This is a genomic window from Bradyrhizobium sp. NBAIM08 (genome assembly GCF_020193935.1).
GTDB lineage: Bacteria > Pseudomonadota > Alphaproteobacteria > Rhizobiales > Xanthobacteraceae > Bradyrhizobium > Bradyrhizobium yuanmingense.
The window spans coordinates 23,828-37,576 of record NZ_JADYVR010000015.1; the positions used below are offsets into that span (position 1 = coordinate 23,828).

General features: G+C 58.2%; 13 protein-coding genes. 2 read left to right on the forward strand and 11 right to left on the reverse strand.

The window, feature by feature from the left end:
• Position 1 precedes the first annotated feature (1 nt).
• The 11 genes from I6F37_RS33450 to I6F37_RS33500 form a co-directional block, all read right to left on the reverse strand.
• Positions 2 to 1,039 carry an EscU/YscU/HrcU family type III secretion system export apparatus switch protein gene (locus I6F37_RS33450; protein WP_225129489.1) on the reverse strand — a complete coding sequence of 346 codons (1,038 nt, stop codon included), beginning with the start codon at positions 1,037 to 1,039 and terminating at the stop codon, positions 2 to 4.
• Positions 1,036 to 1,851: a type III secretion system export apparatus subunit SctT gene (gene sctT / locus I6F37_RS33455; protein ID WP_225129491.1), complete on the reverse strand. Its 816-nt coding sequence runs from the start codon at positions 1,849 to 1,851 to the stop codon at positions 1,036 to 1,038. The genes I6F37_RS33450 and sctT overlap by 4 nt, the downstream gene beginning before the upstream one ends.
• A gap of 694 nt (positions 1,852 to 2,545) precedes the next feature.
• Positions 2,546 to 2,821: an EscS/YscS/HrcS family type III secretion system export apparatus protein gene (locus I6F37_RS33460; RefSeq protein WP_225129493.1), complete on the reverse strand. Its 276-nt coding sequence runs from the start codon at positions 2,819 to 2,821 to the stop codon at positions 2,546 to 2,548.
• 1 nt (position 2,822) lies between these two features.
• Positions 2,823 to 3,488: a type III secretion system export apparatus subunit SctR gene (gene sctR / locus I6F37_RS33465; RefSeq protein ID WP_225129495.1), complete on the reverse strand. Its 666-nt coding sequence runs from the start codon at positions 3,486 to 3,488 to the stop codon at positions 2,823 to 2,825.
• On the reverse strand, positions 3,481 to 4,536 hold the full coding sequence (gene sctQ / locus I6F37_RS33470; protein WP_225129497.1) for a type III secretion system cytoplasmic ring protein SctQ: 1,056 nt from the start codon (positions 4,534 to 4,536) through the stop codon (positions 3,481 to 3,483). Before sctQ ends, sctR begins: the two co-directional genes overlap by 8 nt.
• 54 nt (positions 4,537 to 4,590) lie before the next feature.
• Positions 4,591 to 5,127: a hypothetical protein gene (locus tag I6F37_RS33475; RefSeq protein WP_225129499.1), complete on the reverse strand. Its 537-nt coding sequence runs from the start codon at positions 5,125 to 5,127 to the stop codon at positions 4,591 to 4,593.
• Positions 5,103 to 6,458 (reverse strand): type III secretion system ATPase SctN, encoded by a 1,356-nt coding sequence (gene sctN / locus I6F37_RS33480; RefSeq protein WP_345944107.1) that lies wholly within the window; start codon positions 6,456 to 6,458, stop codon positions 5,103 to 5,105. The genes I6F37_RS33475 and sctN overlap by 25 nt, the downstream gene beginning before the upstream one ends.
• A complete protein-coding gene (gene sctL, locus I6F37_RS33485; RefSeq protein ID WP_225129501.1) occupies positions 6,455 to 7,078 on the reverse strand; it encodes a type III secretion system stator protein SctL in 624 nt (207 codons plus the stop codon). The genes sctN and sctL overlap by 4 nt, the downstream gene beginning before the upstream one ends.
• On the reverse strand, positions 7,075 to 7,695 hold the full coding sequence (locus I6F37_RS33490; RefSeq protein WP_225129503.1) for a nodulation protein NolU: 621 nt from the start codon (positions 7,693 to 7,695) through the stop codon (positions 7,075 to 7,077). The genes sctL and I6F37_RS33490 overlap by 4 nt, the downstream gene beginning before the upstream one ends.
• A gap of 21 nt (positions 7,696 to 7,716) precedes the next feature.
• The gene (sctJ, locus tag I6F37_RS33495; RefSeq protein WP_225129505.1) at positions 7,717 to 8,571 is read right to left on the reverse strand and encodes a type III secretion system inner membrane ring lipoprotein SctJ; all 855 of its coding nucleotides are present in this window, start codon (positions 8,569 to 8,571) and stop codon (positions 7,717 to 7,719) included.
• A gap of 17 nt (positions 8,572 to 8,588) precedes the next feature.
• A complete protein-coding gene (locus tag I6F37_RS33500; protein WP_225129506.1) occupies positions 8,589 to 9,110 on the reverse strand; it encodes a nodulation protein NolB in 522 nt (173 codons plus the stop codon).
• Positions 9,111 to 9,300: 190 nt separating this feature from the next.
• On the opposite strand from I6F37_RS33500, the gene I6F37_RS33505 reads away from it, so the two are divergent.
• Positions 9,301 to 10,002, forward strand: a complete 702-nt coding sequence (locus tag I6F37_RS33505) for a secretin N-terminal domain-containing protein (RefSeq protein ID WP_225129507.1) — start codon at positions 9,301 to 9,303, stop codon at positions 10,000 to 10,002.
• 1,479 nt (positions 10,003 to 11,481) lie between these two features.
• Positions 11,482 to 13,275 carry an HrpF/NolX family T3SS translocon protein gene (locus I6F37_RS33510; RefSeq protein ID WP_275945353.1) on the forward strand — a complete coding sequence of 598 codons (1,794 nt, stop codon included), beginning with the start codon at positions 11,482 to 11,484 and terminating at the stop codon, positions 13,273 to 13,275.
• Positions 13,276 to 13,749: the final 474 nt, after the last annotated feature.

Sequence of the window (13,749 nt, forward strand, 5' to 3'; positions counted from 1 at the left end):
GCTAAACTAGGCCGGCGGCAAAGACTGCCTTTGCAACCCTCTCGAAACACTCCATCGGAACGGCCTTGCCCATCGCACCCTTCCGGATCAGCTGACGCGCCAACACATGATCCTCGACAATGCTCAGACGTTGGGCGCGCGCCTCCGCCAGTAACTGTGAAGCCGTTTCGCCCTCGCCGCGGCACACCAGTACCGGGACGCCGGTCTCGCCCCGAACGTAGCGCAGTCCAATCAATGTCGCTCGCCCCGTCAGTATCACTGTCGCCCGATGAATGCCGAGCGGAGACTCGTTCGCCGACTCCCGGCGGAGCCTGCGGTGTTCACCCTTGATCTGCGGATTACCATCCTGTTCCTTGGACTCGCGCTTGGCTTCGCTCTGCGTCATGCGCATGTCGCGCAAGAACAACCAACGCTGAATGAGCAGATCGGCCAAGCCGCCAATCAGAAGAGCGCCGGCAGCAATCGCGATCAGCACTTTGAGCTCTTTAAAGACAAAACCAAAGCAGCTCAAATCGCACACGGGCAAGTATACCAGTGCCCTCCAACTTGCGAGCACAGTGAAAACGAACGTAGCGCCAAGAACCAAAACTTTGACGATAGACTTTCCAAGCTCGACAACCGACCGCTGGGAGACAATCCGCTTCAGCCCTTTGACGGGGTCCAATTTCTCAAAGCTGGGTTTAAGCGGCTCAACCGAAATCGTCAGCCCGCCGCCGGCCAAGACACCGGCCACAATCGCCGCAGCAACCGCCGCACCTAGGATGGGAGCCGCGGCTGTTATAGAAAGGTCCATCAATCCGACCAACGCCTGCCGGGCCGCACTGTTGAAGGGCTGTTCCTGCAGCTTGTCGGTGAACCGCACGGCTTCGCGCCATCCGTCTTCGATCGGGCCCGCCCTGAAGCACAGGCAGCCGAAACCAGCGCAAAGGCTTGCCGCGGTAACAAAGTCGGCGCTCCGCGGGCTCTGCCCTTTCTTCCGCGCGTCCCTCAGCTTCTTGTGACTTGGTGGAAGGTTTTTCTCTTCGCTCGTGTCGTTCATTTCAAGAACTTCTCGAGCCACTCCAGCACGCCGTTGAACCGAATGATCTCTGCTCCCATATATTCGATCAGGAAGACGGCGTAGCTGGCCATAATGATGCCAAAGGCGGCATTCTTGATGGTCGAAGAGAGATCGTTCAGCTTGACTTGCGGCGCAAAGCGCCCGAGCAGCATGAGGGATACGTCGATCAGAAGCAGCAGAGCCAGCACGGGCCCGGCGACCACGAGGGTCGTATGCATGATATGGTCGAGAAGCCCGATAAACTCCATTGCCCCGTGGTGGGTCAGGGGCGGTAGCAGCCGATATACGGGCCAGATCAGATAACTTCCATAGAGGCATCTGACCATGGTCTGCAGACCTCCTGATACAACGAAGATCGTAACCGCGGCAGTCCCGAGAAAGAGCCCCATCGGGGCGGCTTGACTGCGTGTGGCAGGATCGTCCACCTGGTTGGAGATGCCGCGCTGGGTATCAATGATGTCACCAACGGCCTGGATGCTCCAGAGTGGTATACTAAGCAGAAAACCGAACAGCAGGCCGATAAATATCTCCTTCAAGCCGAGGAGCGAGACCGCAACCATACGGGTACCCGGATCTAGTGTCTGCAAGCCGTTCCTGATCTGCATCAAGCAAGGCAATCCAATCACAACCGTCGCGCTTGCGCGGATAATCCCGCTAATGTGCGGTCGCGTGAATACCGGAAGAACCAGCATAATGCCGAGGGCCCGGGCCCCACCAAGTCCGGCCGCAACGACGAACTCGACAGCAGTCTGAATCAGAGTTTGCGTCTCGGTAGGTGACAAGGCATCCATTTGAGCTCAGCTCGGCGTTCCTTCAGCCAATGCAACCGTCGCACTCACGTCGCCATGATGTGAGACGTCAAGAACTCTGCAGATCTCGTGTCCGAGCGGTTGCAGAGCGACAGGTCTCCCACAAGGCAGATGACTTCGGCTTCAACCATCCATATGACTACAGCCATCCGGCGCAGAGGTATGACCATTCGATGAGAGCACCGGCGAAAGCCGCTGCGCGCCTACAAGCCACGCTTCTTCCGCTCTCACCGGCCGCAGCGCGGTTTGGAGATCTGAGGGCCTCAAAGCTTCCATCAATTTCGCAGTCTATGGAGATCGGCTCGAGCGGCACCTTCATTCGCAGGCTCATTCACCAGAACGCCAGAATCGTGGGGCCGCTTGCAATCAAAGCAGTTCGCCCGTTCACTGCGTCGACAACTCGCCAGGCAATGCATCGAGGACCAGGTCTCAGCAGGTAATTCCGTCACGTCGTAAGCAAAACCCAAATCGAATGGATAGAACTTCCAAATAGGGTCATTCTTCCTCCGAATAAGGCAGGCTCACGGAGCCGAACAGGACAGTTCGGATACCTATCCGTCGCATGCTAGTGAGGCGAGCTTTCGATAAGCTGACGAACTCGCCCTTTTGTGGTTCACGATCAAGGCCGACAAACGCGCGCTATAGCTAAAACTCAGACAGCCGTGCGTTCCGCGCTCTAATACCTCGCTGTGAGCGCGGGGAACTCAGTGAAGATCTGCTGGGCTTGCTCGATCAGCGGCGCGCTCAGCACCGGAGCAAACAGAACGAGCACGGCGACGACGACGAGGAGCTTCACGGTAAGCGGCAAGGTTTGATCCTGGAGCTGGGTTGCTGCCTGCACGATGCCGATACCCAATCCCGCCACGAGGGCTGCCAGGAGCGGCGGTAGAACCCAGATCATGAACAGGACCAGTGATCGGCTCAGGTGGGTGAGGATGCTGGCCTCGTGCATCTCAACTCCCCGCAGATGCGTAGCTTAAGACCAATCCGTGCATGAGCCGTGACCAGCCGTCGATTGTGACGAACAGAAAAAGCTTGAAAGGAACGGATATCATTGTTGGTGACACCATTGACATGCCCATGGCCATCAGAATTGTCGTCACAATCAGGTCAATTGTGATGAACGGAAGATAGAGAAGGAAACCGATTTCAAACGCGCGCTTAAGCTCCGAGATCAAAAAGGACGGCACGAGGATCGCAAAATCATCGGCTGTTGCGTTGCCGCGCATCTCCGCCGACCAGATATGTTCCGTCGACGACAGGAAGAACGTGCGCTGCTCCTCAGTGGTGAACTTCTTGAGATGGGCGCGCAGCGGCTCGCTGCCCTCCTTGGCGGCGGTCAACCAGTCGTCGGCGGTTTGGTAACGAAGTTGCATATCGGTCACGCGGTTGTATGTTTGCTCGAATACCGGGGCGTCTATGAACACGGTGAGGATCAATGCAGCGCCATACAGAACGATGTTCGGTGGTATGGACTGAGTGCCGAGCGCGTTGCGGATCAGGAAGAGAACAACGGAAACCTTGATGAACGCCGTCGTTGTGACGACTGCGAACGTCAACAGGCCAAGGCCGACGGTCGTCGCAACAAGCGCAAGGATGCTCGGTTGAATGTCAACCATTGACCGCCAACCTGCTACGTAACCGGATGCCCAACGCTTCACCGACACGTACGATGTCGCCGCGGCCGATCAATTGACCGTTGGCGACAATGTCGACCGGACCGTCCAGCTGCCGGCCAAGCTCGAACACGTGCCCCTCGCTGATGCTTCTCAACGTACCCAGCGGGATGGGCCAGCGGCCGCATTCGAACACAAGCGTGATCTCAACACTGTCGATGTCGGCTTCCGAGGGCGGGATTGCTTGCTCCGCTTGGGGTCGTATCGTCATATTTGCATACCTTAGAGGATGGGACTGCAGGCGGAATGGTCCGCGAAGGATAAGTCTGTCGGCCGCGACCTGCGCCGGCGCCCACAACTTGTCCGCAGCGAGGATGAGCTGGCCATGGGCAAATGGAATGACGTCGGGCAGCAGTGCGTCGCCGGCCTGTGCTTGACGAAGAAGCCTGACGGGCGCCCGCAGCGAGCCGATCTCTCTCGCAATCACGACCGGCAATTCCGAAGAAATCTTGCCTAAGTCTCGCGGTAATTGGCCGATCAACTCGCCTAACACACGAAACGCAGACGGAACCAGACCGTCAAGTGGCGCGAACAAGAACAGGCGGGCCTTGGCTGCCAGCGGTCCGAAAGTAACGTCGAACTCCAAATAGGGGTCTTTGGCCGTCGCGTCTTCGATGCGGATCAGCTGCAAATTCCGCGCGAGCATGATCTCTAATCGAGCGAGCCAAGGTTCCAGAGCAAGTTCTAGAAGCAGCGAGCGGGTTGGGTCGGAAGGTAAAGTAAGGCCATACTGGACCATTGAAATCAGCGCCTCGACGAGAAGGCGGGGCAAGGACAAGACAGCGGTCTCGCCTCCGGCGCAAAATACGCAGTCGAGCATCGACATGGCATATGGCTCGGCCTGCCAAACAAGCCGGCTTATACGGATCGATAGCGGCTTATCGCGAAGGCGGCTCTGCAGAACCGTGCGTGGTGCGGCGACCTCGTTGAGCCACGAGACCACGCCATGCGACAACTTTACCGCTGGCTGAAATAATGCGGGTTCACCCACGGCATTTACCGACAGGTTCCACGGCAGCTCGCGACGTCATAAGAGAACAAGCCATCAGTTCGAGCCACCGACCGCTTGGCTGCGCGAACCACCCTGATATCGGAGCAAAACCTCGTCGTCGGCATCGATTTCGGCTGCACACTCCGAACGGACAGCGGTGGTGCGCTGGACATCGCCCTCAATCTCCTCCCATTTCTGGCTCGCCGCCGAACGCTTGGCCCATATGGTCCGCGCCTCATTCACTGACCGCTGAGCCTGGTCATGCGCGACGCGCGCCTGCTCACGCGCCTGGCGTGCCGATTCGATCTGTGCTGCCAGTCGCCCAAGGACGAGTTGACAGCGACGATCGAGCTCGGTCACGGACATCGTCTTGAGCGACGCCAGCTCCTGATAAAGTTCAGCTTCGACCTTGGCGCGACGATTCTCCGCGCCTTCAAGATTCTCAGACGCTCGCTGCAGCGCTTCGACCGCAATTCGGCGCCTGGCTTCCATGTTGGATAATTCACGAAGCGCGCTTCGCTCTCTCATGTCTTTCACCAGCCGCAATTTCGACGCTTGCACGAGATTTAGGCCGTCAGACGCGACATCCATGAAACGGTCTCCTCAAAGCTAGACGGCTCGTCCTGTCCTTGGCGCAAGAATGCGCGCAGTTCCTCGATCGAATCGATTGCCCGATCGGTCAGTGGATCGCTGCCCGACTTGTATTCACCGACCTTGATCAGGAACTCAGCCTCATTGTAGCGCGAGAGCAGATCGCGGAAGACGGATGCCGCCTTGCGATGTGGACCAGAGACGACCGCATCCATGACACGACTTCGGCTCGACAGCACATCGATGGCGGGAAAATGCTCTCGCGAGGCCAGCGCGCGCGAAAGCATGATATGACCATCGAGAATGCCGCGCGACTCTTCGGCGATCGGATCGCCCGTGCCGTCACCTTCGACCAGCACGGTATAGAATGCCGTGATCGAGCCCCGCTCGCCCATACCGGCACGCTCCAACAGACCAGGCAGCAGCGCAAAGACGGAAGGAGGAAAGCCGCGCCGGGTAGGAGGTTCTCCTGCGGCAAGGCCGATTTCGCGCATCGCACGGCTAAAGCGCGTCAGCGAATCCATCATCAGAACGACCTGCAGCCCTTGATCACGAAAATACTCGGCGAGTGCGGTCGCCATATGAGCGCATTGCGCCCGCTCCATTGCCGATCGATCGGATGTCTCAACGACAACGATCGTGCGAGCGAGGGCATCTCCAATATGACGTTCGATGAATTCGCGTACCTCGCGTCCACGCTCTCCTATGAGCGCAACCACGGTGATATCTGCGGCCGCGCCTTTTACGATTTGCGACATCAGCGTCGACTTACCGCAACCGGCATCTCCATAGATTCCGATCCGCTGCCCTTCGCCACACGTCAGAAGTCCATCCAGCACGCGAACGCCGAGCGGAAACGTCTGCTCGATGCCACGCCGCCTCATCGGGTTGGGCGCCTTGCCGCGGAGCGGACGCGTGTGGATCGTCTTTATCGGCCCCTTGCCATCGAGTGGACGGCCGAAGCTATCGATTACGCGGCCGAGCAGGTCGGGCCCGACTGACACCTCCTGCATGCGCCCGGTCGGGAGCACTTCCGCGCGGTGGGACAAGCCTACCAGATCGCCAATGGGCGTCAGCAATACCCCGTCCGGCAGCAAACCGATGACTTCCGCTTGAAGTGACCATCCGGAAGCGTGATCCTGCAACAGGCAAAGTTCTCCAACACGGGCCCCCGGCAACACGGCATGGAGCAAGGTGCCGATCGCACGCGTGATCCGTCCCCGCACGGCACGCGTATCGACATCCTTTGCTGCGAATCTTAGAGATGCTATCGCCGCATGCACATCTCCTTCTCCGGCCGATTGATCATGGCCTGATCGTTGCGTCGTCACGGATCGCTTTCCTGAGAAGATGGATTAAGGCTGAGACGCAATGTGCGGAGCTGCGCGGCAAGTCCTAAATCGACACTGCCGAACTCACTCCACAGGACGCACTGGTCAGGCCCCACGGCCGGGTCCGGATCAATTCTGACTTTCGGCCGACTATCCGTTCCGTCGAACGCCACGAATTCACGCCTTAGTGCATCAGCATTCACAGGAGACACGTGAAGGCATACTTCTGCGCTGCCATACCTTTGCTCGATGGCGTGACGAACGGTCCTTACCAACATCTCACCCGGATCAAAGGAGCCCAACAAACCGGTCAATATCTCAATCACGAGCTGTGGCAACTCCTGTTGCAGAACGGCTTTTCGCCGGGCCACATCGGAAGCAGCTCGGGCGACCAGCTGTGCCATTTCGTCCGAGCCTGACCTAAGACCTTCGCAATGGCCGCGCTCCCGCTCCTGCTGATAGGCTCTCCTTGCCCAACTGCGAACCCTCCGCAGATATCGCTCGGCTAGCGCGAGCGTCTGCACCGCATCGTACCAGATACCAAGTTCCGCGCATGGTATCAGCGGACCAAGCGGCCGTATCCGCGGGCTATCTGGCAAGTCTGTTTCGTTGGCCGTCATGCCGCTGGCTCCTCCGTGGCCAAGTGGGCCACCACCAAAGACAGTAACTGACCCGCTGAATTGTGGTGTTCGGCTGTTGGGGATTCGGCGGTGGTCCCCACAGGTAAGCGGAAAAGAACGCGCACACGGTCAAGCTCTGATGCGTCCTTGAGCCAAGCACCAAGGCAGGCACATCCGTCATGTTCAATCTGGCTCGCGAGCTTCTGCGGATCGTCAATCGATGTGGTTGCGACGGCGATGGATGAGTGTCGGATTGCGAAAGCATGAGCTTCCGCACCAATATTTTCGATCAGAATCGCTACATCGTGCTTTGACACAAGCTTGAGCACCGAACGGGCATGCCAGATACTGCCGGCGAGCAGGGCCGCCCGACGCGGATCATGCCCGAGCAGAACGTCCCTACCCCAGTCGGTTCCGTTCGAGACCAGCTCACTGCCCATTAGCAATTCGACCAGTCTTTGCTGCAGTCTCGGAGTCTTCTGCAGCTGCAGCACTGTGGCGGCCGACAGGAGCTCATCAAGATGGCCGGCAAACCGGCCGGGATGAATCAAAGCGGCAAGCTCGCGCAGGCGATCGGGATGCGGGTTGAGTGAATGATTTGGGTCAGTGGATGCCATCGATACGGACCTGCTTGCCGCCTATTTCGAATCGGAGGACGGTTTTTTGCCGGCGGACTGGACCGCTCGCTTGCTGGCACCTCTGCCGAGATTTGTCACTTTGCGCCAGGATTGACGAAGCTGTCGCCCACGTGTGCTCAGCAGCACGTAAGATAGAATGCCCAACGCGGCGAGCGCACCTCCTGCACCGATCGCAATGTGAGTTGCGATGAATTTGGTTGGTGCGGCGGAAGCTGCCGCCGGCACAACGGAGACCTCATGCTGAGCTCGCTCAACCGGCACGAACACGACCGCCACCTTGTCGTACGATAGACCTTCGATGCTGTTGGCGACGAGCATCTTGATCTGCGGCAGCAAGGCTGAGAGCTTCGCGTTCGAGGCGTGTCGAATGAAAACCGACGCCGAGGACGGGGTTGCATCCTGTCGCAAAAGATCATTCTTCGGCAGAACGACATGAACACGGGCGGAGAGAACCCCATCGATATCGTTGATCGTGCGCGACAATTCTTCACTGAGAGCATAGACGTAGCGGGCTCGCTCCTCAACCGGAGAGGCAACGAGGCCCGCCCCCTTGAACACCTCACCAAGACTCTTGAAGGATTGGCGCGGCAAGCCATGGTCATTCAGCAGCTCGATTGAGTAGGCGAGCTGCCTTTCTTCCACCTGAATCGTGCTGGTCCCATCCTTACCGACCACACGGATGGCATCGACGCCCTTGCTCAGGAGCAGCCCAAGCATCTCGTTGGCTTCACGCTCCTGAACTTTGGTATACAGATCAGCTTTGCAACCGGCGAGGGTCAGCAAAAGCAGCAACAGGACGAGAGCATCAAGCCGCTTTCTTGCGGGCCGGCCATTACCGATCTTGTCTTTCGTCAAGACAGCCAACGGCCCGCTCAGCCCGCCGATAGAAGCTTATTCAGAGACGAACTGACAGCACCTGTCCCCTTGGAGATGAGCGAAACCTGGATGACGCCGCTGTAAACATCCCGCAGATTCGCCAGCGCCGAGTCGAAATGATCCGCACCCTCCGGTTTTCCCACTGGATGCACCTCCACTTGCTGCACACGCAAGACCGGTTGTGCGGCCGGCCCAAGCTGCAGACTCTTGGTAGGATTAGGCTCGCCGACGAGCGTCGGCGAAACTGCACCCGACGGAAATGGTTTGCCCTGGTGGATAGCAGAAATGCTCTGAAGGACGCGATCGCCTAGCGGGCTCGCCGGCGCTACTGCGCGCTGCACTTCCGGCAGCGATGGAGCTGGCGCGTGCTCGGTCACAGAAGAGACGACACCTTGGTTCGAGGCCACCTGCGCAAGACTCTCGCCAAACTGAGTGTGCGCCGGCGAACAGCCGTTAGAGGCACACTCTACGGAGTTGGCAGGGATCGACGTAACGCCAAACAACATGGAGGAAATCATTTCTGTCACGTGGTGAGATGAGCCGTTCGTTCACACGAATGGGCCGCACCTTAGAGAAGCAAGCTGACCAAAAACTGACGAGCATCTGTCATCTAATGATCACGGTTAGCTTCCAATTTGGGACGAAGCATCGGCTTCCAAATTTTGGGACAAATTCCGGTGCTTGTTCTCAAGTGTAAAAATAGCAGGAATGCTCATCCCATCCACAAGGCTGCACATCTTGAAGAAAGTTCTCTATGCTGGTGTTTTCATTTGCTTTGGCGTCGTCGAGGCGCTCGGCGCTCCCCTGGCGCTGCCATCGACGCCTTATAGTTACACAGTTCTGGATCAGGACCTCGCGGCCGCACTGCAGGAATTCGGCAACAACCTAAATATCAGAGTCAATATCAGCACCGGGGTGAAGGGTCGGATTCGGGGGCGAATGCCGGATCTACCACCGCGAGAGTTCCTCGAACGGCTGATTAATCTCTACAATCTTCAATGGTACTACGATGGGCTGGTGCTCTACGTATCCGATGCGCATGAGGCGCAAAGCCGCCTTTTGGTCTTGAGTCCAATCAGCTTTGATGCGTTCAAGGCGGCACTCGATGCGCTCGACATCTCCGACGAGCGTTACATCGTGAGACCCGTACCGGGAGATGGCCTCGTCTTCGCCTCTGGTCCACCCCGCTTTGTCGCGCTTGTGGAGCAAACAGTAAAAGGACTTGCGGCGGAGGCACAGGCACGGCGAAACCCGAGCGGTGCCGAAAAGCCGCCGCACGAGTCGGTTTTGATGCTGTTTCGCGGATCCTCCAGCGTGGTCATTCGCGAAGGACGACCGAATGACGCTCCTTCGCCGGAGGCACCACATCAAGACGGCGTGGTCCAAACACCCGATGCAGGTAAGAAATGACTTGATGACAACAGATGGCCTCGAAGAGATGCAATGCGTCTGCTTATGCCCTCTGTCAGCTTTTCGAAAGCTACTGCTGCCATTGTCAGAGCGCGGATGTGTAGATGGCCGATGCCGCAGGGTGGCGCAATATGCCAGCAGCATCGGTGAGCGTGCTTTTCCACTTTAGCGCCTCATGCGAGCTTTTGAACAACTCCACGAAGTCCGTCATGCAAACGAGCTTCGTCGCATAAGAATGAAAGCCACTCCGCTGTCCAAAAGGAGGAACAGGATGGACTTCAACGCGCTAAGCCGGGCGGACAACAGCCCAGCGTCCCACTCCTCCTCATCGCCCGCCGGTCCAAGGGAGTTTGAGCGTGAACTAATGGCATTGCATGAAATACCCGAATACAGCCAGGACCTAATTTGGCAGGAACTCGGAGGCAGATCATCGCGTGTCGAGCCATCATTGAGCGGCGGCGAGCGGTCCAATTCCCAACAGCCGATCGCTCAACACCGCGCGGACGCCTCCGATTTCGGCAACGACCTTGTTTGGCAAGATCTTGAGCCTTGGCTCATGCGGGCCGGGTCACCTCACGCTGGACCGTCTCAAGCTGGGCCCGCGTTGCACGCAGGGGTTGCTCCGCCGGAAATTGGAGATTTCGCCATGGCGAACGGTCGTCGCGCCAAGGACGACTGGGTCTTCACTGGCCAAACAGCTACGCCCGCTCAGATCGAAATGCTAAGAAGCCGCGATCTCATACCTACCAGGGGTGTCCGGACAACAACGTTCACCATCCTGGGTGTGCCTCACACGGCGGAATGGCGAGAAGAAGGTTTTATTCGTCTCATACCGTCGCTGGACCCTTCCCTTTGGCCTGTGGGTTCGAGCGAACACTCGCCAAGCGGCTAAGCATGATGACATGAAGAATGCCGAGTGCAGCTGAGCTTCGATCCGCTCGGGGCAATAGGGGCCGCACAATACCGTCGGACTCTTCGAGCATCTACGCAAGCGCCAACTGGTGGGGCGCAGGCGCGAGGTCGCTACGCGTGGGTGATTTCCACCATAAGATGCTGCGGAGACCTGCGACCTTGTTTCACGAATCATCGCACGTGACCATCCGCAGAGCGGCAGACTCGGCCTCTGTAATTTGAGCTAGTGGGCCCGGAGGCGAGCGATCGAGCATAACAAGCAAGGCAATTCCGATATCGAGAACCCATCACCGCCTCTCACACCATCATTGCGCGTCTCGTTGTGAAACCTCTGAGCGCCGTCAGCTTTTGGAAAGCTAATCGAACCTACCATGTGGCGTGAATATCTAGACGGCGATGTGCCTATAGATTGTAGCGGAACTGAGCGCTGGGGGCGCACTGAGCAATCGGAAGCAAGTGGTAGGAGCCATCGAAGCCCATCGACATTTCTTGCTCGTTGTTCGTCGCGATTCTCGGGCTGCGCCACATGACCGGCTTGTGGTGCGATCTCAAATCAGAGGACGTATAATGTCAGTCAACAACCTGTCACTAACCGCCAACTCGAGCTTGTCCGGGCTGGCCCCCGGACCCTCATCGGCGCGGGATCTTTCAAACTTCGAGGCGATGCTGGCTAGTTTCTCGTTGAAAGACGATGACCGTTCGACTGCACAGGATCCGCCGGCTGCAGACTCAGCCAAGCAGCTGACGGAGGAACTCACGCAGGAGGTGCGGAACATCCTCCCGCCGGAGATCAAGGCTGCACTGGACGCATGTCAGCAGGCCCCAGAGCCATCCTCCGCGGAGTCCTCCTCCGCTGCGAGCGCCCCGAAGATTGCAGAGGCACCCGTACAAAGCTCCAGGATCACGTGGAACAGCGGCACGCTGACTGATGCCGAGCTGCAGATTGTGTCGGTGCTGAACCGACACAAAGACAAATGCCCGCTGGATTGGAAATCTCTTGGAGATTTGGCCAACGATCCCTCCACACCGCCGGATCTAAAGGCGGCGATCGAGGCTCTGCAACAGGACCCAGAGCTCTTCTATGCGATAGGCTCGCAAGGTGACGGCCGCTGCGGCGGGAAGATCAAAGCAGGTGATCTCTCCGGCTTCTCCGATCACCACCCTCAGGTTTCTGCTTTCCAGGAGCAGCGGGCAAAGAGCTATACGCAAAACTACATCCCTTCCGACGGCACCCGGAATGGCGAGCCATCGGTGATGACCCAGACCGATGCATTGCGCGAGCTCTATCGGTATTCCGACAACCTGCCTAAGAACCTGAGCCTTGCGGATTTAAAGCGGATCGTCGACGGCGAAGCTAAGACCGGCAAATGCCCGCCACAGGTCCTCGCGGCCGCTCAATACTTCCTCGACCACCCGGATGAATGGAAGCACTTGTACGGAGGCTCGATAGACAAGGTCCACAAAGAGGACTTCCTGCAGGTTGCTTCATCATCGATGAATCTCACGCAAGCCGAGCTCGATACGCTCAATACGATCAGCAAGAACCAAGACGCTTTCTTCGGGAAGGGTGATCTGACCCGGGAAAAGCTGGCGAGCATGGTGGATGACAAGAGCCTCGCGCCCGAGGTGCGAAAGGCGGCCTCCCAGCTGCTCTCCGATCCTGTGTTGTTCGGGTTGATGAACAACGCGATTACGGGCTACAAAACCCACCATAAGTTCTTCGACTTCGGCGGCGGCCATACGGTCGATTCCGGCAACATCAGCAACACCGACTTCAACCAGTTCTTCAACAACATGTCGGGTGCGAACCGCACCGTTCACCAAGTGAAGACGCATGCCGTCCGAACGCCTGCCGAGCAGGACGCGGTCGCGGACATGACGATGGGAGTGGCAGACCAGCCCGACATCAAGTCTCCCAAAAAGAACGGTGGCGCCTTCATGCACGCACTTAATGACGTGCTCAAAGTTGGCTCTAAGGTATTCGACTGGGCCGCGACAGCAGTCGGTGTACTTGGCTTCATTCCAGGCTTGGGTGAATTGGCCGATCTGGCGTCAATGGTGCTCGAAGCCGAGGCGCAAGCTGCAAATCTTCTTCACACTGCCATCAGTGGCGGCAACATAAAGCAAGCGCTGGAAGAAGCCGGGCTGAGCCTTGCGGCACAGGCGGTGGGCTGCATCGCCGGACCTGAAGTCAAATTAGCAATGCGAGAAGGCTTGGTGAAGCAGGCAATTCAAGAAGCCGCGACGGCCGGCGTCAACCTGCCGGTTTCGGTGGCCCAGTCCTACGCGGAGGATTATCTGAATAACCTGAAGGCTCGCATCGAATCCGAGCGCTTGCAAGCTGCAGGCGCTAATGCCTAGGCGGAGCGACGCTATCTTCTCAGGATCACGCTGGAAACGCTAATCGAGCTTGCGCGGCCTCCGCGCGGTTGGGCCTCTCTGCCGAGCAGTAGGTCGCGCAAGCTCTACTAGCATACTTGAGACCGCCTCCGAATCCGAGGAACTTATTTCGGCTTCTTCACTGCGTACAAACTATGTTGGCCGCACTCGATCGTTCGAATCCGACCTCAACTCCAGTCTGCCGCTGTGAAGTTCACATCGACTGCATACGCCGCCTGTCAAGACCGCGATGCATTAACACTACGCGACAGACCGGCCGCAGCCGCGGAGCCTGCCGGTTGCGCAAGGATCGAGAGCACATTGGTCCAGAGCGGGTAGAAGTCCGAAGGGCTCTTTCTCGAGTGGCGGGCTTCTGCTCGGTCTCCCTGAAAGTAAGTCGCGATTGACGGATCTGCTATGGGCCCGCCAGGACCGAGAGACCGCTCTTGGCCGCTG